The organism is Burkholderia sp. MSMB1078WGS (assembly GCF_001528895.1).
Taxonomy (GTDB): Bacteria; Pseudomonadota; Gammaproteobacteria; order Burkholderiales; family Burkholderiaceae; genus Burkholderia.
Genome location: NZ_LPDI01000041.1, coordinates 143,722 through 167,084, shown reverse-complemented (window position 1 = coordinate 167,084; position 23,363 = coordinate 143,722). Strand labels below are relative to the sequence as shown.

Below are 23,363 nucleotides of genomic sequence, written 5' to 3'. Positions count from 1 at the left end.
GCAATTCGTTTGACAAGTCAGGGGAAACGGCATTGCCGGGTGCATGCCGTTTGCTTCCCCGCCGTCGCGAATGGCGCGTCGGCCGCGCCGATTCGCTGCGGCGGCGTGCGGCCGCGCCAAAGCGTCGCCGCGGCCGCTACTCAAAGATCAGAGGATTTCGAACAGCCCGGCCGCGCCCTGCCCGCCGCCGATGCACATCGTGACGACCACGTACTTCACGCCGCGCCGCTTGCCTTCGATCAGCGCATGGCCGGTCAGGCGCGCGCCCGACACGCCGTACGGATGGCCGACCGCGATCGCGCCGCCGTTCACGTTCAGGCGATCCTCGGGAATCCCGAGCGTGTCGCGGCAGTACAGCACCTGCACCGCGAACGCCTCGTTCAGCTCCCACAGGCCGATGTCGTCGACTGTCAGCCCGGCCTGCTTCAGCAGCTTGGGCACCGCGAACACCGGGCCGATGCCCATTTCGTCCGGTTCGCAGCCGGCCACCGCGAAGCCGCGGAACGCGCCCAGCGGATGCAGCCCGTCGCGCTGCGCGGCGGCGGCGCTCATCACGACGCAGGCCGACGCGCCGTCCGAGAACTGGCTCGCATTGCCTGCGGTGATCACGCCGCCCGGCACGGCCGAACGGATCTTCGACACGCCTTCGAGCGTCGTGTCGGGGCGGATGCCTTCGTCGGCCGACACCGTCACTTCCTGCGTGAACAGGCGGCCCGTCGCCTTGTCGGCGATGCCCGCCAGCACGGTGATCGGCACGATCTCGTCGCGGAAACGCCCGGCTTCCTGCGCGGCCGCGGCGCGCAGTTGCGACTGCACGCCGTACGCGTCCTGCCGCTCCTTCGAGATGCCGTAGCGCTTCGCGACGTTCTCGGCGGTCTGCAGCATGTTCCAGTAGATCTCGGGCTTGTGCTCGACGAGCCAGCCTTCCTGGATCATGTGCCGGTTCATCTCGTTCTGCACGCACGAGATCGATTCGACACCGCCGGCCACATAGATTTCACCTTCGCCCGCGATGATCCGCTGCGCGGCCAGCGCGATGGTCTGCAGCCCCGACGAACAGAAGCGGTTCACCGTCATCCCCGGCACGCTCACCGGCAAGCCGGCGCGCAGCGCGATCTGCCGCGCGATGTTCGCGCCCGTCGCGCCTTCGGGGTTCGCGCAGCCCATGATCACGTCCTCGACGCGCGCCGGGTCGAGCTTCGCGCGTTCGAGCGCGGCCGCGACCACGTGGCCGCCGAGCGTCGCGCCGTGCGTCATGTTGAAGGCACCGCGCCAGGATTTCGCCAGCGGCGTGCGTGCGGTCGATACGATTACGGCTTCGGTCATGCGAGTCTCCTTCGGTCCTGCTTCATGTCCTGAATCGGATGGGGAATGCGCTACGCCGTCGGGCGCGCGCCCGCGGACGTCGCATGTACGACGCCCGCTGCCTGCATCTGCTGCCATGCGTGTGCGAGCGACCCGTTCAGGTCGATCGCACGGCACGCATCGTTGATCACCGCGGCTTCGAAACCGGCCGCGCGCGCATCGAGCGCCGACCACGCGACGCAATAGTCGGTCGCGAGCCCGCAGCACCACACGCGCTTCGCGCCGAGTTCGCGCAGGTAGCCCGCGAGCCCCGTGCGCGTCGTGCGGTCGGCTTCGACGAACGCGGAATAGCTGTCGACCTGTGCGTCGCCGCCCTTGCGGATCACCAGCCGCGCGTGCGGGATGTCGAGGTCGCGATGCAGCGCCGCGCCGTCGGTGCCCTGCACGCAGTGCACGGGCCACAGCACCTGCTCGCCGTACGGCAGCGCGAGCGTCGAAAACGGCTCGCGGCCCGGATGGTTCGCCGCGAACGACACGTGCTCGCGCGGGTGCCAGTCCTGCGTGAGCACGACCTGGTCGAAGCGTTGCGCGAGCGCGTTGATCACGGGCACGACCGCATCGCCGTCGGGCACCGCGAGCGCGCCGCCCGGCATGAAGTCGTATTGCACGTCGATCACGAGCAGGACGTCGTCGGTGCGTTTCATTGCGTGTCTCCAGACAGGATCGGACGCGCCGCGATGCGGCGGCGTCAGCCGTTGAACCCGCGGCCGGCCTTCGCCAGTTCCGCGATCGACGGCGCGAGCCGCCAGGCGTCGCCGTTCGGCGCCGCCGCATAGCGGCGAATCGCGCGCTCGACGTTGTAGAGGCCGACCGTGTCCGCGTACAGCATCGGGCCGCCGCGCCACAGCGGGAAGCCATAGCCGGTCAGGTAGACCATGTCGATGTCGGACGCCTTCGACGCGATCTTCTCTTCGAGAATCTTCGCGCCTTCGTTGACCAGCGCGAACACCAGCCGCTCGACGATCTCGTCGTCGCCGATCTTGCGCCGCTCGACGCCGCGCTCCTTCGAATACGCGACGACCATCTCGTCGACGAGCGACGATGGCTTCGCCTTGCGATCGCCCGACACGTAGTCGTACCAGCCGGCGCCCGTCTTCTGGCCGAAGCGGCCCTGTTCGCACAGGCGGTCGGCGATCTTCGAATACTGCAGCTCGGGCTGCTCGACGTAGCGCCGCTTGCGGATCGCCCAGCCGATGTCGTTGCCGGCGAGGTCGCTCATCCGGAACGGCCCCATCGCGAACCCGAACTTCTCGATCGCGCGATCGACCTGCGCGGGCAGCGCGCCTTCCTCGAGCATGAACAGCGCCTGGCGGATGTACTGCTCGATCATCCGGTTGCCGATGAAGCCGTCGCACACGCCCGACACGACCGCCGTCTTGCGGATCTTCTTCGCGACCGCCATCACGGTCGCAAGCACGTCCTTCGCGGTCTGCGCGCCGCGCACGACCTCGAGCAGCTTCATCACGTTCGCCGGGCTGAAGAAGTGCATGCCGACCACGTCCTGCGGACGCTTCGTGAACGCCGCGATCTTGTCGACGTCGAGCGTCGACGTGTTCGACGCGAGGATCGCACCCGGCTTCGCGACTTCGTCCAGCTTGCGGAACACCTGCTCCTTCACGCCGAGTTCCTCGAACACGGCCTCGACGATCAGGTCGGCGTCCTTCAGGTCGTCGTAAGACAGCGTCGGCGCGATCAGCGCCATGCGCGCGTCGAGCTTCTCCTGCGTGAGCTTGCCCTTCTTCACCTGCGCGTCGTAATTCTTGCGGATCGTCGCGAGGCCGCGCTCGAGCGCCTCCTGCTTCGTTTCGAGCAGCGTGACGGGCAGCCCCGCGTTGACGAAGTTCATCGCGATCCCGCCGCCCATCGTGCCGGCGCCGATCACGCCGACCCGGCGGATCTCGCGCAGCGGCGTATCGGCCGGCACGTCGGGAATCTTGCTCGCCGCGCGCTCGCCGAAGAACGCATGGCGCAGCGCGCGGCTTTCCGGCGTCATCATCAGCGCGACGAAACCTTCGCGCTCGGCGATGCTGCCCTTGTCGAAACCGTTCAGCACGCCGGCCTCGATCGCGTCGATGCACTTGTGCGGCGCGGGGAAATTCGGCGCGGCGGCCCGCGCGGAATTGCGTGCGAACTGGATGAAGCCCGCCGCGTTCTCGTGGACGATCTTGCGATCGCGCACGCGCGGATGCGGCCCCTTCTGCGCGCCGACCTTGCGTGCGAACGCGACGGCCGCGTCGAGCAGGTCGCCGTCGGCCATTTCGTCGAACAGCCCGCTCTTCGCGAGTTGCTCCGACGGCACGGGCGCGCCCGACACGATCATGTTCAGCGCGGTTTCGAGCCCGACCGCGCGCGGCAGGCGTTGCGTGCCGCCCGCGCCCGGCAGCAGCCCGAGCTTCACTTCGGGCAGCGCGACCTGCGCGCCGGGCGACGCGACGCGGTAATGCGCGCCGAGCGCGAGCTCCAGGCCGCCGCCCATCACGACGCTGTGCAGCGCCGCGACGACCGGCTTCGCGCTCGCCTCCACCGCACGGATCACGGTGTGCAGCGTCGGCTCCTGCAGGGCCTTCGGCGTATTGAATTCGGTGATGTCGGCACCGCCCGAAAACGCGCGGCCCGCGCCGGTCAGCACGATGGCCGTGACCGACGGATCCTGCGCGGCGCGATCGAGCGCGTCCATGACGCCCTGGCGGGTCGACAGGCCGAGCCCGTTGACGGGCGGGTTGTTGAGCGTGACGACGGCCACGCCGTCGCGAGTCGAGTAGTCCACTGCCATCTGCCTGCCTCCATGCATCGCGCGCCGGATTGGCTGCGCTTCATTGTGCGCGGTCGAACGGCCGCATGTCCGGATGAACGCAGGCAGCATACAACGAAAAAGCACGGTCGTTCAATTTGAATTTCGTTCCCGATCCGGGGACGGATCGGGCGACCGGTTCGCAGGCAGGGAACGGCCCGGGCGTCGGGCTTACGGCTCGCACACCGCCGTCGGCAACACGTAATCGCGGAACGTCTCGCGCAGCTTCAGCTTCTGCAGCTTGCCGGTCGCGGTGTGCGGCAGCGATTCGACGAACACGACGTCGTCGGGAATCCACCATTTCGCGACCTTGCCCTCGTAGAACGCGAGCAGCGTGTCGCGGCTCAGGTTCGCGCCTTCGCGCGGCACCACGACGAGCAGCGGCCGCTCGGTCCATTTCGGGTGCGCGCAGGCGATGCAGGCGGCTTCGGCCACCCCCGGGTGCGCGATCGCGACGTTCTCGATGTCGATCGAGCTGATCCACTCGCCGCCCGACTTGATCACGTCCTTGCTGCGGTCGGTGATCTGCAGGAAGCCGTCGGGGTCGATCGTCGCGACGTCGCCGGTCGGAAACCAGCCGTCCGACAGCGGCGACGCGTCGCCGCGAAAGTAGTGGTCGATCACCCACGGCCCACGCACCTGCAGCTCGCCGAACGCGACGCCGTCCCACGGCAGCTCGCGACCGTCCTCCCCGACGATGCGCATGTCGACGCCGCAGATCACGCGCCCCTGCTTCTCGAGCAAGCGGCGCTGCGCGTCGAGCGGCCGCTGCGACTGCGCCCAGTTGAGCTTCGCGAGCGTGCCGAGCGGCGACAGCTCGGTCATCCCCCACGCATGGATCACGCGCACGCCGTATTCGTCCTCGAACGTGCGCAGCATCGCGGGCGGGCACGCGGAGCCGCCGATCACCGTGCGGTTCAGCGTCGAGAAACGCACGCCGGCTTCGCGCATGTAGTTCAGCAGGCCGAGCCACACGGTCGGCACGCCCGCGGAAAACGTCACGCGCTCGGCCTCCATCAGCTCGTACAGCGACTTCCCGTCGAGATCCTTGCCGGGCAGCACCAGCTTGCCGCCCGTCAGCGGCACCGCGTACGGCAACCCCCATGCGTTGACGTGGAACATCGGCACGACGGGCAGCACGGCGTCCATCGCGGACAGGTTCATCGCGTCGGGCAGCGCGGCGCCGTACGCATGCAGCACGGTCGAGCGATTCGAATACAGCACGCCCTTCGGATTGCCGGTCGTGCCGGACGTGTAGCAGAGCCCCGACGCCTGCTGCTCGTCGAGACGCGGCCAGTCGTAGCGGCCGTCCTCCGCTTCGACGAGCGTTTCGTAGCAGAGGAACGGCGTGGCGCCGGACGGCAGATGCGCGGCGTCCGTCATCGCGATCCAGCCCTTCACGTGCGGGCATTGCGGCGCGATCGCGTCGACGAGCGGCGCGAAATTGATGTCGAACAGGACGTAGCGGTCTTCCGCGTGATTGACGATGTACGCGATCTGTTCGGGAAACAGGCGCGGGTTGATCGTGTGGCACACGGCGCCCATCCCGCCGATCCCGTAATACGCCTCCAGATGCCGGTAGCCGTTCCACGCCAGCGTGCCGACGCGGTCGCCGGTTTCGACGCCGAGCCGCACGAGCGCCTGCGCCAGCTGCTTCGCGCGGCGTTCGCAATCGCGGTACGTGTAGCGGTGCAGGTGGCCTTCCACGCGCTTCGACACGATCTCCGTGTCGCCGGCGTGCCGCGCCGCATGCGAAATCAGCGACGACACCAGCAGCGGCACATCCATCATCTGGCCCAGCAACGGCTTACTCATCGTCTTGTTCTCCCCGAGGATGCGAATCGGTGACCGTCCTGCGGGCCGTTTCCGTCCGGAAGCAGTCCCGCTGCGCGCCCGTCGGCGGCCCCGGACGGGCGTGGCGCGCGATGCGCGGGCCGCCATGCGGGCGGCGCGGCGCCGCCTTACAATATCGGCTTACCCAGAGGCGCTCAACATGTCGTTTTCCCGAAGCGCAGCCGATGCGGCTGACACCCTGCCCGACCTCGCCGCGACGCTCGGCGCGCCCGCCGAACATGCATTCGTCACGCTCGGCGACGCGTTTCATACGCGGCTGCCGGCCGCGCCGCTTGCCGCACCGTACGTCGTCGGCTTTTCCGACGAAGTCGCCCAACTGCTCGACCTGCCGCCCGCGATCGCCGCGCAGCCCGGCTTCGCCGAGCTGTTCGCCGGCAACCCGACGCGCGACTGGCCCGCGCACGCGATGCCGTACGCGTCGGTCTATTCCGGCCATCAGTTCGGCGTGTGGGCCGGCCAGCTCGGCGACGGCCGCGCACTGACGATCGGCGAATTGCCCGGCACCGACGGCCGGCGCTACGAACTGCAGCTCAAGGGCGGCGGCCGCACGCCGTACTCGCGGATGGGCGACGGCCGTGCGGTGCTGCGCTCGTCGATTCGCGAATTCCTGTGCTCGGAAGCGATGCACCACCTCGGCATCCCGACCACGCGCGCGCTGACGGTGATCGGTTCCGACCAGCCGGTGGTGCGCGAGGAGATCGAGACGGCGGCCGTCGTCACGCGCGTGTCGGAGAGTTTCGTGCGTTTCGGCCACTTCGAGCACTTCTTCTCGAACGATCGCCCCGATCTGCTGCGCCAGCTTGCCGATCACGTGATCGACCGCTTCTATCCGGCCTGCCGCGACGCGGACGATCCGTACCTCGCGCTGCTCGAAGCCGCGACGCTGCGCACGGCCGACCTCGTCGCGCAGTGGCAGGCCGTCGGCTTCTGCCACGGCGTGATGAACACCGACAACATGTCGATCCTCGGCGTGACCATCGATTACGGTCCGTTCGGCTTCGTCGACGCATTCGACGCGAACCACATCTGCAACCATTCCGATACCGGCGGCCGCTATGCGTACCGGATGCAGCCGCGCATCGCGCACTGGAACTGCTACTGCCTCGCGCAGGCGCTGCTGCCGCTGATCGGGCTGCAGCACGGCATCGCCGACGACGATGCGCGCGCCGAGCGCGCGGTGGACGATGCACAGGCCGTGCTCGCGACGTTTCCGGAGCGCTTCGGTCCCGCACTCGAGCGCGCGATGCGCGCGAAGCTCGGCCTCGAGCTCGAGCGCGAGCACGACGCCGATCTCGCGAACAAGCTGCTCGAGACGATGCATGCGAGCCGCGCGGATTTCACGTTGACGTTCCGCCGGCTCGCGCAGGTCTCGAAGCACGACGCAAGCCGCGACGCGCCCGTGCGCGACCTGTTCATCGATCGCGAAGCGTTCGACGCATGGGCGAACCTCTACCGCGCGCGGCTGTCCGAGGAAACGCGCGACGACGCGGCTCGCGCGGTTGCAATGAACCGCGCGAACCCCAAATACGTGCTTCGCAACCATCTCGCCGAAGTCGCGATCCGGCGCGCGAAGGAAAAGGATTTTTCGGAAGTCGAACGGCTCGCGCGGATCCTGCGCCGCCCGTTCGACGAACAACCGGAACATGAAGCGTATGCGGCATTGCCGCCCGACTGGGCCGGGTCGCTCGAAGTGAGCTGCTCGTCGTGACCGCACGACGCGTCCGACCCGACCGACCGATCAGGAGAACCCTCACATGTCACACGATTCCGACGACAAGACCTACCCGTACCAGAAGGACGACGCCGAACTGCGCCGCCGGCTCACGCCGATGCAGTACGAGGTCACGCAGCACGCGGCGACCGAGCGCGCGTTCACCGGCGAATACACCGACACCGAGGATGCCGGCATCTACAAGTGCGTCGTCTGCAGCACGCCGCTGTTCGAATCCGGCGCCAAGTTCCACTCGGGCTGCGGCTGGCCCAGCTACTTCAAGCCGCTCAACAGCGAGGTGATCGACGAGAAGATCGACTACTCGCACGGGATGGTGCGCGTCGAGGTGCGCTGCAACCATTGCGGCGCGCATCTGGGCCACGTGTTCGAGGACGGCCCGCGCGACCAGACCGGTTTGCGGTACTGCATCAATTCGGCTGCGTTAAACTTCGAGTCCCGACCCGAAAACGAATGAGCGGCGCCGGGCGGATCTGCCGGGCGGCCAGCCGCGGGCCGGACCGCCCCGATCCGCGACGGCGATGTCTGGCGGGTCCCTACAACGATGACAGGCCGCGCCGGCGGCCCGTCACGCAGCTGCGAGCGCCATGAAATTCCTGTTCGATCTGTTTCCGATCATCCTGTTTTTTGTCGCCTTCAAGGTCTGGGGCATCTTTACCGCCACCGCCGTCGCGATCGTCGCGACGCTGGCCCAGGTCGCATGGGTCGCCTTCCGGCACCGGAAGGTCGACACGATGCTGTGGGTCAGCCTCGGCGTGATCGTCGTGTTCGGTGGCGCCACGCTCGTCCTGCATGACGAGAAATTCATTCAATGGAAACCGACCGTGCTGTACTGGCTGTTTGCGATCGGGTTGCTCGCCGCGCGTTATGCGTTCAGCAAGAACCTGATCGAGAAGATGATGGGCAAGCAGCTCACGCTGCCGTCCCCCGTGTGGGACAAGCTGAATCTCGCGTGGGCGCTGTTCTTCGCGGTGCTCGGCATCGCGAACCTGTACGTGGTGCACAACTTCACCGAATCGCAATGGGTGAATTTCAAGCTGTTCGGTACGACGGGCGCGATGGTCGTATTCATCATCCTGCAGAGCCTGTGGCTCACGAAGTACCTGAAGGACGAGTGACATGAGCGACGCCTTTCTCCACGCTTCCCCCGACGAACGCATCGCGCTGATCGAAGCACGCCTCACCGCGTCGCTCGCGCCGCTGTCGCTCACCGTGCGCGACGACAGCGCGCAGCACGCAGGCCACGCGGGCGCGGCCGCCGGCGGTCATTTCACGGTCACGATCGTATCGTCCGCGTTCGCGGGCAAGCCGCGCGTCGCGCGGCACCGGCTGGTGTATGATGCGCTCGCTGATGCGATGCAGCGCGGCATTCACGCGCTCGCGATCGTGGCTTACACGCCCGAAGAATTCAACGAATCTTCAATCTAGTCTCATTAGGAATTCCCGATGATCCTGAAATCCCCCCGCCTGTGGGTCGCGGCGGCTGCTTTTGCAGCGGCACCGGCATTTGCCCAGAACATCGCCGTCGTGAACGGCACGCCGATTCCGAAGTCGCGCGCCGACGCGATGGTCGCGCAGCTCGTCCAGCAAGGCCAGACCGACGGCCCGCAACTGCAGCAGGCCGTGCGCCAGGAACTCGTGAACCGCGAAATCCTGATGCAGGAAGCGATTCGCGAAGGCATCCCGAATCGTCCGGACGTGAAGGCGCAAGTCGCCGTCGCGCAGCAGACCGTCGTGCTGCGCTCGATGATCGAGAGCTTCCTGAAGAAGAACCAGCCGACCGACGCCGAAGTGAAGGCGCGCTACGACGAACTCGTCAAGGGCGTGGGCGGCAACCGCGAATACCACCTGCACCACATCCTCGTCGACAACGAGCAGCAGGCGAAGGACCTGATCGCGAAGATCAAGGGCGGCGCGAAGTTCGAGGATCTCGCGAAGCAATACTCGAAGGATCCGGGTTCGGGCAAGAACGGCGGCGATCTCGACTGGTCCGACCCGAAGGCGTACGTGCCGGAATTCGCGGCGGCCGCGCAGAAGCTGCAGAAAGGCCAGATGACCGATACGCCGGTGAAGACGCAGTTCGGCTGGCACATCATCCGCGTCGACGATGTCCGCGACATCGCACCGCCGCCGTTCGACCAGGTGAAGGCGCAGATCGCGCAGCAGCTCGTGCAGCAGAAGCTGCAGGCGTTCGAGGAAGGTCTGCGCCAGCAGGCGAAGATCCAGTAACGCCGGCGCGCGTCATACACGCATCGAAAAGCCGCTCCTCGGAGCGGCTTTTTCTTTTGGCACGTACGAACATGGGTGTCGAGACGCGGCGACGCCTGGCCGACGCGCAATAAAAAGCCGCTCCGAAGAGCGGCTTTCCCGTGCCGGGCATCGCCCTGCCCCGCCGCGTTCGCTACGCGGGATAAAACACGTCGCGATAACGCGCTTCGCCCGACGGCAGCGGAGCCGATGCGTCGAACGGCAGCGCGAGGAAATACTCGGGCGGCACGCCCGGAAATACGATGTCGCCATGCGGTTCGAACCCGAAGCGCGCGTAATACGTCGGCTCGCCGAGCACCACGCAGCCGCGCGCGCCGAGCCGCCGCAACGCGTCGAGCCCCGTGCGGACGAGCCCCGCACCGATGCTTTTGCGCTGGCAATCGGGCCGCACCGCGAGCGGCGCAAGTCCGTACCACTGCTGGCTGCCGGCCGGCTCACCGCCGATCGCCACGGGCGAAAACGCGACGTGCCCGACGATACGCCCATCGCGCTCCGCGACGAGCGAGACGCTCAGCGCACCGTCTGCGCGCAGCGTCTCGACGATGCGCTGCTCGAACGCCCCGCCCTGCGGCTCGCCCGCGAAGGCCGCACGGATCACGCGGCCGATCGCATCGGCCTCGCCCGCACGTTCGTCGCGCAGCGTGACGACCTCGACCGGCGCGTTCGGGTCGAACATCATCCGGATCAGCCGATCCAGCGGCGCGCGTTGCGGAACACACGCATCCACGGGCTCGCTTCACCCCAGCCTTCCGGGTGCCAGCTCATCGTGACCGTGCGATGCACGCGCTCCATGTGCGGCATCAGCACCGAGAAGCGGCCGTCGGCCGTCGTGACCGACGTGATGCCGGCGGGCGACCCGTTCGGGTTGAACGGATAGCGCTCGGTCGCTTCGCCGCGGTGGTCGACGTAACGCATCGCGACCGCGACGCGATCGATGTCGCCCTGCTGCGAGAAGTCCGCATAGCCTTCGCCGTGCGCGACCGCCACCGGAATGCGCGAGCCTTCCATCCCCGCGAAGAAGATCGACGGCGACTTCTCCACTTCGACGAACGAGAAGCGCGCCTCGAACTGCTCGGACTTGTTGCGCGTGAACTTCGGCCACGCTTGCGCGCCGGGGATCATCGACGCAAGGCTCGACAGCATCTGACAGCCGTTGCAGATACCGAGTGCGAACGTGTCGGGACGCGCGAAGAAGGCCGAGAACATGTCGGCGAGGTTCGCGTTGAAACGGATCGTCTTCGCCCAACCTTCGCCCGCGCCCAGCACGTCGCCGTACGAGAAGCCGCCGCACGCGACCGCGCCCGCGAAATCGGCCAACGTCGCGCGGCCCGCGAGCAGGTCGCTCATGTGCACGTCGTGCGCGTCGAAGCCTGCGCGGTCGAACGCATACGCGGTTTCCAGATGCGAGTTCACGCCCTGTTCGCGCAGGATCGCGACGCGCGGCCGTGCGCCGGTCGCGATGAACGGCGCGGCGACGTCGTCAGCCGGATCGAACGTCAGCACCGGCGAGAGGCCCGGATCGGCCGCGTCGAGCAGCGCGTCGTATTCGGCATCCGCACAGGCGGGGTTGTCGCGCAGGCGCGCGATGCGCCAGCTCACTTCGCTCCATGCGCGATGGAGTTCGGTACGCGGCGCGTCGAAGATCTTCTTCGCATCGCGGTACACCTCGATCACGTCGCGATCGTTGACCGAGCCGATCACGTGCGAACACGTCGACAGGCCGAACTCGCGCAGCGCACCCAGCACCGCGTCGCGATCGGACGCACGCACCTGCACGACGGCGCCGAGCTCTTCGGAGAACAGCGCGCGCAGCGTGCGGTCGTCGCGAAGGCCGCTCGTCTGCTTCGCCCAGTCCTTCGCATCGCCGTAGTCGGATTCGTGGTCCGGGTCGAGCGTCAGCATGTCGACGTTCAGCGACACGCCCGCATGGCCCGCGAACGCCATTTCGCACACGGTCGCCCACAGGCCGCCGTCCGAGCGGTCGTGGTACGCGAGCAGCTTGCCTTGTGCGTTGAGCGACTGAATCGCGTTGAAGAAGCGCTTCAGGTCTTCCGCGTCGTCGACGTCCGGCGTCGCATTGCCGACCTGCTGCGTGACCTGCGCGAAGATGCTGCCGCCCATCCGGTTCTTGCCGCGGCCGAGGTCGATCGCGATCAGCACGCTGTCGCCCGCGTCCGCCACGCGGCGCAGTTGCGGCGTGAGATGACGGCGCACGTCCTCGACCGGCGCGAACGCCGAGATGATCAGCGACACCGGCGACACCACTTCCTTCGCGACGCCCTGCTCGTCCCACTTCGTCTTCATCGACAGCGAATCCTTGCCGACCGGGATGCCGATCCCGAGCGCCGGGCACAGCTCCATGCCGATCGCCTTGACCGTGTCGAACAGCGCGGCGTCCTCGCCGGCCGTGCCGCACGCGGCCATCCAGTTCGCCGACAGCTTCAGCTTGTCGAGCGACGCGATCGGTGCGCTCGCGATGTTCGTGATCGCTTCGCCGACGGCCATGCGGCCCGATGCCGGCGCGTCGATCACCGCGAGCGGAGTACGCTCGGCCATCGTCATCGCCTCGCCCTTGAAGCCCGCATAGTCCAGCGCGGTGATCGCGCAGTCGGCCACCGGCACTTGCCACGGGCCGACCATCTGGTCGCGCACCGACGTACCGCCGACCGAACGGTCGCCGATCGTGATCAGGAACGACTTGCTGCCGACTGTCGGATGCTTCAGCACGTCGAGCGCGACTGCCGACAGCGCGACGCCCGTCACGTCGACCGGCGCACGCTCGGTGCGCACGCGCGCGACGTCGCGGTGCATGCGCGGCGGCTTGCCGAGCAGCACTTCCATCGGCATGTCGACCGAGTATTGGTCGGCGCCCGTCGCTTCGTCGTCGACGAGCTTCAGTTGGCGTTCGTCGGTCGCGACGCCGACCACCGCGAACGGGCAGCGCTCGCGCGCGCAGATCGCCTCGAAGCGCGGCAGGTCGGCCGGCGCGATCGCCAGCACGTAACGCTCCTGCGCCTCGTTCGACCAGATTTCGCGCGGCGACAGGCCCGACTCCTCGAGCGCGACCTTGCGCAATTCGAAACGCGCGCCCTTGCCCGCGCCGTCGACGATCTCGGGGAACGCGTTCGACAGGCCGCCCGCGCCGACGTCGTGGATGCTCAGGATCGGGTTTTCCGCGCCGAGCTGCCAGCAGCCGTTGATCACTTCCTGCGCGCGCCGCTCGATTTCCGGGTTACCGCGCTGCACCGAGTCGAAGTCGAGCTCGGCCGTGTTCGCGCCGGTCGCCATCGAGCTGGCCGCGCCGCCGCCCATGCCGATGCGCATGCCGGGGCCGCCGATCTGGATCAGCAGCGAGCCCGCCGGCACGTCGTGCTTGTGCGTGTGCTGATCCGCGATGTTGCCGAGGCCGCCCGCGATCATGATCGGCTTGTGATAGCCGTGCACCGTGCCGCCGACGTTCTGCTCGTACACGCGGAAGTAGCCGCCGAGGTTCGGGCGGCCGAATTCGTTGTTGAACGCGGCGCCGCCGAGCGGGCCGTCGATCATGATCTGCAGCGGCGACGCGATGCGGTCCGGGCGACCGTACGGGCCGTGCTGCTCGTTCGGGTTGCGCTCGGCCACCGGCTGCGCCGCGTCGCGTGCGTTTTCCCACGACTGGCGGGCGTCGGGCAGGTCGAGGTTCGACACGGTGAAGCCCGTGAGGCCGGCCTTCGGACGCGCGCCGCGGCCCGTCGCGCCTTCGTCGCGAATCTCGCCGCCCGCGCCGGTCGCCGCACCCGGGAACGGCGAGATCGCCGTCGGGTGGTTGTGCGTCTCGACCTTCATCAGCGTGTGCGTGAGCTCGGTGTGGCGGCCGTAACGCTCGCCCGGCTCGCCGGCCGCGCCCGCCTTGCGCGGGAACCAGCGCTCGGCTTCTGCGCCGACCATGATCGACGAGTTGTCCGAATACGCGACGATCGTGCCCTGCGGGCTCAGCTTCTCGGTGTTGCGGATCATCGCGAACAGCGACATGTCCTGCGCTTCACCGTCGATCGTCCACTGCGCGTTGAAGATCTTGTGGCGGCAGTGCTCGCTGTTCGCCTGCGCGAACATCATCAGCTCGACGTCGGTCGGGTTGCGTTCGAGCTTGCGGAACGCGTCGACCAGGTAGTCGATCTCGTCGTCGGCGAGCGCGAGGCCCAGCTCGACGTTCGCGCGCTCCAGCGCGCCGCGGCCGGCGCCCAGCACGTCGACGCTCGCGAGCGGCTTGGCCGGCAGTTCGTCGAACAGGTGCTTCGCGTCGTCGCGCGCCGCGACCACGCTTTCGGTCATCCGGTCATGCAGCGCAGCCGCGACGGCCGCGCGTGCGTCGTCCGACAGCGCCTTCTTGCCGCCGAGGAGGCCCGACTTCAGCGTGACCGTGAATTCGACGCCGCGCTCGATGCGGCGCACGTGCGTGAGGCCGCAGTGTTGCGCGATGTCGGTCGCCTTGCTCGCCCACGGCGAGACCGTGCCGAAGCGCGGCAGCACGACGAAGGTCTCGGTCGCGCCCTTCTCGCCCGCCGGCTGGAACGGCTCGCCGTAGTGCATCAGCGCATCGATGCGCGCGCTGTCGTCGGCCGACAGCGGCTCGGCCGCATTGACGAAGTGCAGGAACTGGCCGCGCACCGCGACGATGTTGGCGTCGATTTGCCTGAGCGTGTCGAGCAGACGGGTTTGACGGAAATCGGAGAGGGCCGAAGCGCCGGGAAAACACGAGAAGTGAGCCATGGGCTGGACTGACGTCGATGAGTCGCGCGAGGTGGCGACGTGGGGCGAAAGGAAGGCCGTAATTATACCCGGAAGTCGGCCTGCCAAGACCGCCGATCGGTCGTCCGCATGCACCGCACCGGTGCCCGGACGCGTGGCGCGCGGGCTGCGGGCCGGACCGGGCCCGCGCGGGCCTGCACGCCGGCCGCCGTGGCGCGACCGCGCGGCCCATGCTCGGCCGGCGCCGGCTCGCGCGCTTTTGGCGCTATCATTCCGGGTTCACCGGGCCCGGCCCTCAGCGAATTCTCACCGGGCGGCGTGCGCGCCGCCCGTCATCGAAGCAATCCAATGGATGTCATCGTCATCGGCGGCGGAATCAGCGGCGTCGCCACCGCCTACCAGTTGCGCGCGGCCGGCCATCGCGTGTGCGTGGTCGAACGCCATGCGACCGTCGCGCAAGGTGCGACCTACGGCGACGGCGGCGCGCTGCTGCCGAGCCCGCTCGACGTCTGGTTCGGCCCGACTTTCATGCGCCAGCGCCAGTCGCGCGACAGCGGCGTGGTCTACAAGCCGGGCTTCAACGGCGGCGTGCGCCAATTCGTCAAGCAGCTCGGCACGCTGCGCGAGCCCGACGCGTTCGCCGCGCAGTACGCGCGGCTGCGCCCGCTGATCGACGTGTCGCGCGACGCGCTCGCCGATATCGAGGCGCGCCTCGAGCTCGAATTCGAGCAGAAGCCCGGCATCCTGCACGTCGTGCGCGATCCGCGCGACTGGGACGCGCTGCAACCGGCGCTCGACCTGCTGCGCACGCTCGACCAGCCGTACCGCACGCTCACCGCCGACGAATGCGCGGCGCTCGAACCGTCGGTGCCGGCCGAGCCCGGCTTTGCCGGCGGCGTGCTGCTCGAAACCGAGCGCACCGGCAACTGCCCGCTGTTCGCGAAACTGGTCAAGCAGACGCTCGACGAGCACGGCGTGCAGTTCCGCTTCGGCGCGGACGTCGCCGCAATCCGCGTCGACAACGGCCGCGCGGCGGTCGAGCTCGTGCCGCCGGGCCACCGGAGCGCGGCGACGGCGCGCGAGGTCGACGTGATGTCCGCCGACGCGATCGTGGTCGCCGCCGGCGCAGGCAGCCTCGCGCTGCTCGAACGGCTCGGCTGGCGCCTGCCGCTGCACCCGGTGCGCGTCCATACGCTCACCGCGCCGGTTGCGTACGAAGAACACGCACCGCATCTGAGCGTCGTCGATTCGATCAAGCGGATCTCGATCACGCGCACCCACCAGCGGCTGCGCGTCGGCGGAGCCGCCGTGCTGCAGAGCCTGACCGACACCGCGAAACCGCTCGCCGAGCCGCTGTCCGAAGCCGCGCTCGCGCTGCTCGGCCAGGCCGTCCACGACTGGGTGCCGGGCGCCGCGAAGATCTCGGCCGCGCTGTCGTGGCAAGGCATGCAACTGCTGTCGCCGGACGGCCTGCCCGTCGTGGGTCCGACCCCGCATCCGCGCGTGTTCGTCAATTTCGGCCATGGCCCGGCCGGCTGGGGGCTCGCGTGCGGGTCTGCTAAAGTGGTGGCCGACTATCTGGGCGGCAACGTCCAGCACTGGCCCGCCGACACGCTCGCCGCGCTGAGCGCCGGCCGCTTCACGACCTGACCGCCGCCGCGGGCCGACCCGTGGCGGCATCCTTGCCAGCCGCCACGATCCCGCGATGACCGTTACCCGCCCCCTTCCCGATTCCGATCCGATCGCGCTGCTGCGCGTCGCCGACCTGCGCGCGGCCGAAGCCGATGCAACCGCCGCGCTGCCGCCGCACACGTTGATGGGCCGCGCGGGCGCCGCCGCCGCGCGCTGGCTGTCCGAGCGCGTCGCCGGCGACGATCGCCCCGTCTGGTTCGCGGTCGGCCCCGGCAACAATGGCGGCGACGCGCTGGTGGCCGCCGCGCAGCTCCAGCAGCTCGGCGTCGCGACGCATGCGTGGATGCCGGTGCCGGTCAAGCCGGATGACGCGCAATGGGCACTCGGTCTCGCACGCACGGCGGGTGTGCCGTTGTCGACCACCCCGCCCGCGTCGCTGGAAGGCTACGCGTGGGTCGTCGACGGGCTGTTCGGCATCGGTCTCGGCCGCGCGCTCGACGGCGCGTTCGCCGAGCAGGCCGCACGCATCGCCGCTCATGCGCGCGGCGGCGGCCGCGTGCTCGCGCTCGACGTGCCGAGTGGGCTCGACGGCGACACGGGCCGGATCGTCGGCGCGGGCGTCGCCGTCGCGGCCACCCATACGCTCACCTTCATCGGCGCGAAGCCCGGCCTCTACATGGGCGACGGCCGCGATCTCGCCGGCGAGATCCACGTCGCGTCGCTCGACGTCGCGCCGCCCGCCGCGCCGGCCATCGTGCTGAACGCGCCCGCGCGGTTCGCCGCGGCGCTGCCCGCGCGCGCCTTCTCGTCCCACAAGGGCACCTACGGCAGCCTCGCGGTGCTCGGCGGCGACACGGGCATGTGCGGCGCCCCGATCCTCGCCGCTCGCGCCGCGCTGTTCGCGGGCACCGGCAAGGTGCACGTCGGCTTTTTGGGCGCGGGCGCGCCGCCGTACGATCCGCCGTTTCCCGAACTGATGTTGCATCCGGCCGATACCCTGGACCTCGGCGCGATGACCGCCATCGCGGCCGGTTGCGGGCTCGGCACGCGCGAGGCCGCGGCGACGCTCGTACGCGACGTGCTCGCACGAGACATCCCGACGCTGCTCGATGCCGACGCGCTGAACCTCGTCGCGACGCACGCGGACCTCGCGGCCGACGTCGCCGCGCGCGGCACGCCGTGCGTGCTGACGCCGCATCCGCTCGAAGCCGCGCGACTGCTCGGCGGCGACACGGCAGCCGTGCAGCGCGATCGCGTCGCGGCCGCGCAGGCGCTCGCCGCCCGTTACGCGGGCATCGTCGTGCTGAAAGGCGCGGGCACGGTGATTGCCGCGCCCGACGGGCGGGTGACGATCAACCCGACCGGCAACGCGGCGCTCGCCACCGGCGGCACCGGCGACGTACTCGGCGGCCTGATCGGCGCGCTGCTCGCGCAGCGGGTCGCGCCGTACGAAGCCGCGCTGGCCGGCGTCTATCTGCACGGCCTCGCGGCCGATACGCTGACCGCGAACGGCACCGGCCCGGCCGGGCTGACCGCGGGCGAGCTCGCGCCGATGGTGCGCACGCTGATCAATCGCCTTTTTTATCCGTCGCCGCGCGCCGACACGTAACGCCGCTATACTGACTGCCCCGCCGCACGGCGGGCCTTCTCGTCCGCCGGCTTTCCGATCACGATGAGCCGGCGCGGCATTCCTCCCGATTCACGCTTCACTCGAACCGCCATGACGCTGAAATCGCTCCCCGCCTGGACTGCCCTTCAATCCCACTTCGAACGGATCCGCCACGCGCGGCTGCGCGACTGGTTCGCGCCGGAAAACGACCGCGCGCCGACCCGCGCCGAACGCTTTACGATTCCAGGCGGCGGTCTCGCGGCCGATTTCTCGAAGAACCGCATCGACGACGAAACGCTGCGCCTGCTCGTGCAGCTCGCGCGTGACGCGGGCGTCGAAGCGCGCCGCGACGCGATGTTCGCGGGCGAGATCGTCAACCCGACCGAAGGCCGCGCCGCGCTGCACACCGCGCTGCGCGCGACCGACCCGCAGGCGCCGTTCCACGCGCAGGTGAGCGCCGAGCGCGCGAAGATGGCGACGTTCGCGCGCGCCGTGCGCGGCGGCACGTGGACGGGCTATACGGGCAAGCGCATCCGCCACGTGATCAACATCGGCATCGGCGGCTCCGATCTCGGGCCGAAGATGGTCGTGCATGCACTGCATCACGTCGCGACGCCCGACATCTCGACCCACTTCGTGTCGAACGTCGACGGCGCCGATCTCGCACGCGTGCTCGAACAAGTCGATCCAGAGGAAACGCTCGCGATCGTCGTGTCGAAGACCTTCACGACGCTCGAGACGATGACGAACGCGCGCTCGCTGCGCGACTGGTTCGTCGCGCGCGGCTGCCCCGAGGAGGCGCTCGCGAAGCACTTCGTCGGTGTGTCGGCGAACCCGGCCGAAGTCGTGAAGTTCGGTATCGCCGCCGACAACGTGTTCGAAATGTGGGATTGGGTCGGCGGCCGCTATTCGCTGTGGTCGGCGGTCGGCCTGTCGATCATGATCGCGGTGGGCCCCGAACAGTTCGACGAGCTGCTGGCCGGCGCGAACGACATGGATCGCCACTTCCGCGAAGCGCCGCTCGAGCGCAACCTGCCGGTGCTGCTCGGCCTGATCGGCATCTGGTACCGGAATTTCTTCGGCTCGCAGAGCTACCTCGTCGCGCCGTATTCGGAAGCGCTGCACTACCTGCCGTCGTACCTGCAGCAGCTCGAAATGGAGAGCAACGGCAAATCCGCGCGCCTGGACGGCGCCTTCGTCGACTACCCGACGTCGGCCGTCACGTGGGGCGAGCCGGGCACCAACGGCCAGCATGCGTTCTTCCAGATGCTGCACCAGGGGCCGACGATCGTGCCGATCGACTTCATCGCGGTGCTGACGCCCGAGCATCCGCTTGCAAGCCACCATCCGAAGCTGCTCGCGAACTGCTTCGCGCAGAGCGAGGCGTTGATGCTCGGCCGCACGCTCGAAGAAGCGCGCAAGGTCGCCGGGCCCGGCAAGGAAGCGCTCGCACCGCACCTGACGTTCCCCGGCAACCGCCCGACCACGACGCTGCTCGTCGATGCGCTGACGCCGCGCACGCTCGGCGCGCTGATCGCGCTTTACGAGCACAAGGTGCTGGTGCAGGCGACGGTGTGGGACATCAATCCGTTCGACCAGTGGGGCGTCGAGCTCGGCAAGATTCTCGGCAAGGTCGTCGAAGCCGACCTGTCGGCCGAATCGGTCGATCCGGCGAAGCACGACTCGTCGACCACGGCGCTGATCGCGCGCGCCCGCGCGGCGCTCAAGCGCTGACGCGACGGCGTCATGCCCGTGCCGGCCGCGCGATCCACGCTGCGCGGCCGGCACAAACATTCACGCGTTGCGCGAAGCCGCGTGCGGCACGACGATGCGCCCCGCCTCGATCGTGACCGTCGTTGCGCAGCGGCGCGCGAGTTCGGCATCGTGCGTGACGAGCACGAGCGTCGCGCCATGCGTGCGGTTCAGTTCGAACATCAAGTCGATGACCGCGTGGCCCGTTGCGGCGTCGAGGCTGCCGGTCGGCTCGTCGGCGAACAGGATCGCCGGGCGCGTGACGAACGCGCGGGCGAGTGCGACGCGCTGCTGTTCGCCGCCCGACAGCAGCTTCGGATAATGCGCGGTACGCTCGCCGAGACCGACTTGCACGAGCAACGCCCGGGCGCGGTCGGCCGCATCGCGCGCGCTGATGCCGCCCTGCAGTTCGAGCGGCAGCATCACGTTCTCGAGCGCCGTCAGGTGCGGCATCAACTGGAACGACTGGAATACGAATCCGACCGCGCCGTTGCGCAGCGCCGCGCGTTCGTCCTCGTCGAGTTGATCGAGCGCGCGACCGAGCAGGCGAACCGTGCCGCTCGTCGCGCTGTCCAACCCCGCAAGCAGGCCGAGCAGCGTCGATTTGCCCGAACCCGACGCGCCGACGATCGCGAGGCTGCTGCCCGGCTGCACGGCGAGCGTGATGCCGTCGAGAATCGTCAGCTCGCCCGTTGCATCGGCAACCCGCTTGCACACGTCATGGACTTCGATGATCGGATCGGTAATCTTGAACATGGACACGACATTCCGCTGGAAAAGACGCGCGGCGGCCGCCGCGCTGCTGGGCATCCTGCTGGCCGTCACCGCGCCCGCACGCGCCGCGACGGCGCCGGCATCGAGCCCGCCCGTGATCGTCGTGCTCGGCGACAGCCTGTCGGCCGAATACGGATTGCCGCGCGACACCGGCTGGGTGTCGCTGCTGCGGCAACGGCTTTCGACCGAGCGAATCGATTATAGCGTCGCGAACGCCAGCGTCAGCGGCGACACCACGAGCGGCGGCCGCGCGCGGCTGCCCGCGGTACTGCAGCGGCTCAAGCCGTCGATCGTCGTCGTCGAGCTCGGTTCGAACGATGCGCTGCGCGGCGTGCCGCTCGCGACGACCGAGCAGAACCTGCGCGACATCATCGCGAGCGCGCGGCGCGCCCAGGCGAAAGTCGTGCTGGTCGGCATGTACGTGCCGCCCAATTACGGCCCCGACTACACGCAGAAGTTCCACGCGGTCTATACGCGGCTGTCGAAAGATCTCGGCGTGCCGCTCGTGCCGTTCCTGCTGGCCGGCATCGAGGACAAGCCCGACATGTTCCAGGCCGACCAGATGCATCCCGCGCAGCAGGCCCAGCGCATTCTGCTCGACAACGTGTGGCCGACGCTGAAGCCGTTGCTCGGCAAGCCGCACGGCTGACCGCAGTCGCGCGCCGGAAAACAAAAAGCCCCGCTTCGAGCGGGGCTTCTTGATGGTTGCGGGCGAAACGATGCTCAGTTGTCGCCGTCCTGCTGCTGGCTGGCCGTCGTGCTGCCATACAGTTTCACCTTCGAGCGATCGCGCAGCGCCGCGAGATACGCTTCGCCTTCGCTCTGCGCATCGACCTGCGCCATCTGCTGCTGCGCGGCCGCCAGTTGCTGCGGATCGACCGCCGAACCGGGGATCACCGCGTTCACACGGTAGATCGCGTAGCCGTCCGCGCCGAGGTCGACACCGACGTAAGCCGGCAGCGTCTTCGCATCGACCTTGTAGACGGCGCTCAGCGCAGCCGGCGTCAGGCCCTGCGATTGCGTGCGCGACACCTTCTGCGCGGCCGCGAACCCGTCGGTCGACTTCGACTTCTGCAGTTCGGCCAGCTTCGCCGCACCGTCCTTCTTCGCGAGTTCCGCGGCCTGCTCGGCGATGACCTTCTGGCGCACGGCGTCCTTGATCGCGTCGAGCGCGGGCACGGCCGCCGGCTTGTAGTCGGTCACGCGCGCCGAGATCAGCGTGTTGTTGCCGACGTCGATCGCCTGCGTGTTGTTCTGGTTCTTCACGGCGTCGTTCGCGAACACGGCGGCCAGGAACTTCGGATTGTTCAACGGGCTCGTCGGCGGCAGTTGCGGATTCGGCGTCGGCGTGACGGTGGCCGTCTGGATCGTCAGCTTGTACTTGTCCGCGGCCGGCTGCAGCGTCTTCGCCTTTTCGTAGACGGTCGACGTGAAGCCTTCCGCGTTGTCCGAGAACGCTTTCGATGCGTACTGCTGCTTCAGGTCGGCCGCGATCTGGTCCTTCACTTCCGCGAACGGCTTGACGACGGCCGGCTTCACTTCGGTCGCCTTCAGGATGTGGAAACCGAGATCCGACTGCACGATCCCGCTCACGTCGCCCTGCTTGAGCGAGAACGCGGCATCGTCGAACGCCTTGCCGCCCGCGGTCGAGCCGCGCGTGATGAAGCCGAGATCGCCGCCCTTCGCTGCCGACGGCGCGTCCTGCGAGTTCTTCTGCGCGATCTGCGCGAATTGATCCGGATGTGCCTTCACGTCGGCGAGCAGTTGCTCGGCCTTCGCTTTTGCCGCCGCCTTGTCGGCCGCGCTGGCGCTGCCCGGCGCGGCGATGAAGATGTGGCTCACGCGCACCTGCGCTTCGGTCCGGAAGTGCGTCGGGTTGTCGTCGTAGAACTTCTTGATGTCCGCATCGGTCGGCTGCGCGCTTGCGGCCGCTGCGGCCGGCGAATAGACGAGGTACTGGATCGTCGCGGTTTCCGGCGTCGCGAAGCTCTGCTTGTGCGCGTCGTAGTACGCGGTGAGCTGTGCGTCGGTCGGCTGAACCTTCGCCGCGAAGTCGCTCGTCTTCAGCACGAGCGCCTGCACTTCACGCTGCTGCGCGGCGAGTTCGGACAGGTGTTGCGCGAGGCTCTTCGGCGTGAACGCGCTCGACACGATGCTCGCCGGAATCTGCTGCAGCGAGAGGCTGTAACGCACGCGCTCCTGGTACTGCTCGGGCGTCATCCCCTGGAACGACAGCAGTTGCGCATAGCGTTCGACGTCGATCGAACCGTCGGGCTTCTTCAGCGCCGCGATCATCGGGTCGCTCATCAGCGCGTCGCGCACGGCGTTGTCGGATGCGGTCAGGTGCAGGCGTTGCGTCTCGTCGGCCAGCACGCGTTGCTGGATCAGGCCGTCGAGCACCTGCTTGCGATGCTCGGGCGTGTCGAACATCTTGATGTCGAACTGCCCGCCGAGCGCCTGGCGCGCCTGATCGATCTGCTGGCGGAACGCGCCGTCGAATTCGACCCGCGTGATCTTGTGCCCGTTGACTGCTGCGACGTTCGCACTGTCGTCGAAGAAGCCGCGGAAGCCTTGGATTCCGACGAAACCCAGCCCCGGCAAGACGATCAGGAGCAGGAGCGCCATCATCAGGCGCTGGTGATTACGGAAGAAATCGAGCATGCGTGACGGGAAAATTGGACAAAACGTCCGATATTACAACATACGGGGTGGGACGGGCGAAAAGCGGCCCTCGCCCGCGTGGTCGGCACTCCGACCACGGCCGCGCGCACTCCCCGCTCACGGCGATTCGTTCGCGAAGCCGGCTTGCCGCACCGACGGCCGTCGAAGCACGATGCACCGCGAGCGCATCCGTGGCCAGC

The 23,363-nt window shown here is 68.6% G+C and carries 17 protein-coding genes; 9 read left to right on the top strand and 8 right to left on the bottom strand.

The annotated features are described in order from the left end of the window. Window positions 1–147: 147 nt before the first annotated feature. From WT24_RS13035 to WT24_RS13020, 4 genes are all read right to left on the bottom strand, one after another. On the bottom strand, window positions 148–1,326 hold the full coding sequence (locus tag WT24_RS13035) for an acetyl-CoA C-acyltransferase (RefSeq protein ID WP_060033864.1): 1,179 nt from the start codon (window positions 1,324–1,326) through the stop codon (window positions 148–150). A 50-nt stretch (window positions 1,327–1,376) separates the two neighbouring features. Further along, complete coding sequence (pncA, locus tag WT24_RS13030; protein ID WP_060033858.1) at window positions 1,377–2,009, bottom strand: bifunctional nicotinamidase/pyrazinamidase; 633 nt, start codon at window positions 2,007–2,009, stop codon at window positions 1,377–1,379. Between the two features lie 44 nt (window positions 2,010–2,053). Continuing rightward, the gene (locus tag WT24_RS13025; protein WP_060033855.1) at window positions 2,054–4,138 is read right to left on the bottom strand and encodes a 3-hydroxyacyl-CoA dehydrogenase NAD-binding domain-containing protein; all 2,085 of its coding nucleotides are present in this window, start codon (window positions 4,136–4,138) and stop codon (window positions 2,054–2,056) included. A 189-nt stretch (window positions 4,139–4,327) separates the two neighbouring features. Further along, complete coding sequence (locus WT24_RS13020) at window positions 4,328–5,971, bottom strand: 3-(methylthio)propionyl-CoA ligase (protein ID WP_060033852.1); 1,644 nt, start codon at window positions 5,969–5,971, stop codon at window positions 4,328–4,330. On the opposite strand from WT24_RS13020, the gene WT24_RS13015 reads away from it, so the two are divergent. From WT24_RS13015 to WT24_RS12995, 5 genes are all read left to right on the top strand, one after another. Further along, window positions 5,883–7,718: a YdiU family protein gene (locus WT24_RS13015; protein ID WP_373557227.1), complete on the top strand. Its 1,836-nt coding sequence runs from the start codon at window positions 5,883–5,885 to the stop codon at window positions 7,716–7,718. The two genes, WT24_RS13020 and WT24_RS13015, sit on opposite strands and share 89 nt — an antisense overlap. 46 nt (window positions 7,719–7,764) lie before the next feature. Beyond that, window positions 7,765–8,196 (top strand): peptide-methionine (R)-S-oxide reductase MsrB, encoded by a 432-nt coding sequence (gene msrB / locus WT24_RS13010; RefSeq protein ID WP_059790665.1) that lies wholly within the window; start codon window positions 7,765–7,767, stop codon window positions 8,194–8,196. A 130-nt stretch (window positions 8,197–8,326) separates the two neighbouring features. Further along, window positions 8,327–8,857, top strand: a complete 531-nt coding sequence (locus WT24_RS13005) for a septation protein A (protein ID WP_059790662.1) — start codon at window positions 8,327–8,329, stop codon at window positions 8,855–8,857. 1 nt (window position 8,858) lies between these two features. Next, entirely contained in the window at window positions 8,859–9,167 is a 309-nt protein-coding gene (locus tag WT24_RS13000) for a BolA family transcriptional regulator (RefSeq protein WP_034207535.1), read from the top strand. An 18-nt stretch (window positions 9,168–9,185) separates the two neighbouring features. After that, window positions 9,186–9,968 (top strand): peptidylprolyl isomerase, encoded by a 783-nt coding sequence (locus WT24_RS12995; RefSeq protein WP_059506034.1) that lies wholly within the window; start codon window positions 9,186–9,188, stop codon window positions 9,966–9,968. Between the two features lie 172 nt (window positions 9,969–10,140). Here the strand turns inward: WT24_RS12995 and WT24_RS12990 are convergent, their stop codons facing one another. Both WT24_RS12990 and purL read right to left on the bottom strand, forming a co-directional pair. Beyond that, the gene (locus WT24_RS12990; protein WP_060033848.1) at window positions 10,141–10,686 is read right to left on the bottom strand and encodes a GNAT family N-acetyltransferase; all 546 of its coding nucleotides are present in this window, start codon (window positions 10,684–10,686) and stop codon (window positions 10,141–10,143) included. A gap of 5 nt (window positions 10,687–10,691) precedes the next feature. Continuing rightward, complete coding sequence (purL, locus tag WT24_RS12985; RefSeq protein ID WP_060033845.1) at window positions 10,692–14,756, bottom strand: phosphoribosylformylglycinamidine synthase; 4,065 nt, start codon at window positions 14,754–14,756, stop codon at window positions 10,692–10,694. 327 nt (window positions 14,757–15,083) lie between these two features. Here purL and WT24_RS12980 point away from each other — a divergent pair, with 327 nt between their 5' ends. The 3 genes from WT24_RS12980 to pgi all read left to right on the top strand — a co-directional run bounded on the left by WT24_RS12980 (window position 15,084) and on the right by pgi (window position 19,710). Then, a complete protein-coding gene (locus tag WT24_RS12980) occupies window positions 15,084–16,385 on the top strand; it encodes an FAD-dependent oxidoreductase (RefSeq protein ID WP_059506029.1) in 1,302 nt (433 codons plus the stop codon). A gap of 55 nt (window positions 16,386–16,440) precedes the next feature. After that, window positions 16,441–17,976 carry an NAD(P)H-hydrate dehydratase gene (locus WT24_RS12975; protein ID WP_060033842.1) on the top strand — a complete coding sequence of 512 codons (1,536 nt, stop codon included), beginning with the start codon at window positions 16,441–16,443 and terminating at the stop codon, window positions 17,974–17,976. Window positions 17,977–18,087: 111 nt separating this feature from the next. Further along, the gene (gene pgi, locus WT24_RS12970; RefSeq protein WP_059790653.1) at window positions 18,088–19,710 is read left to right on the top strand and encodes a glucose-6-phosphate isomerase; all 1,623 of its coding nucleotides are present in this window, start codon (window positions 18,088–18,090) and stop codon (window positions 19,708–19,710) included. Between the two features lie 60 nt (window positions 19,711–19,770). On the opposite strand, the gene WT24_RS12965 is transcribed toward pgi, so the two are convergent. Then, complete coding sequence (locus WT24_RS12965) at window positions 19,771–20,484, bottom strand: ABC transporter ATP-binding protein (RefSeq protein WP_060033840.1); 714 nt, start codon at window positions 20,482–20,484, stop codon at window positions 19,771–19,773. On the opposite strand from WT24_RS12965, the gene WT24_RS12960 reads away from it, so the two are divergent. Next, complete coding sequence (locus WT24_RS12960) at window positions 20,483–21,151, top strand: arylesterase (RefSeq protein ID WP_060033836.1); 669 nt, start codon at window positions 20,483–20,485, stop codon at window positions 21,149–21,151. The genes WT24_RS12965 and WT24_RS12960 overlap by 2 nt on opposite strands. Window positions 21,152–21,225: 74 nt before the next feature. On the opposite strand, the gene WT24_RS12955 is transcribed toward WT24_RS12960, so the two are convergent. Next, window positions 21,226–23,163 (bottom strand): SurA N-terminal domain-containing protein, encoded by a 1,938-nt coding sequence (locus WT24_RS12955; protein WP_059790648.1) that lies wholly within the window; start codon window positions 23,161–23,163, stop codon window positions 21,226–21,228. Window positions 23,164–23,363 lie beyond the last annotated feature (200 nt).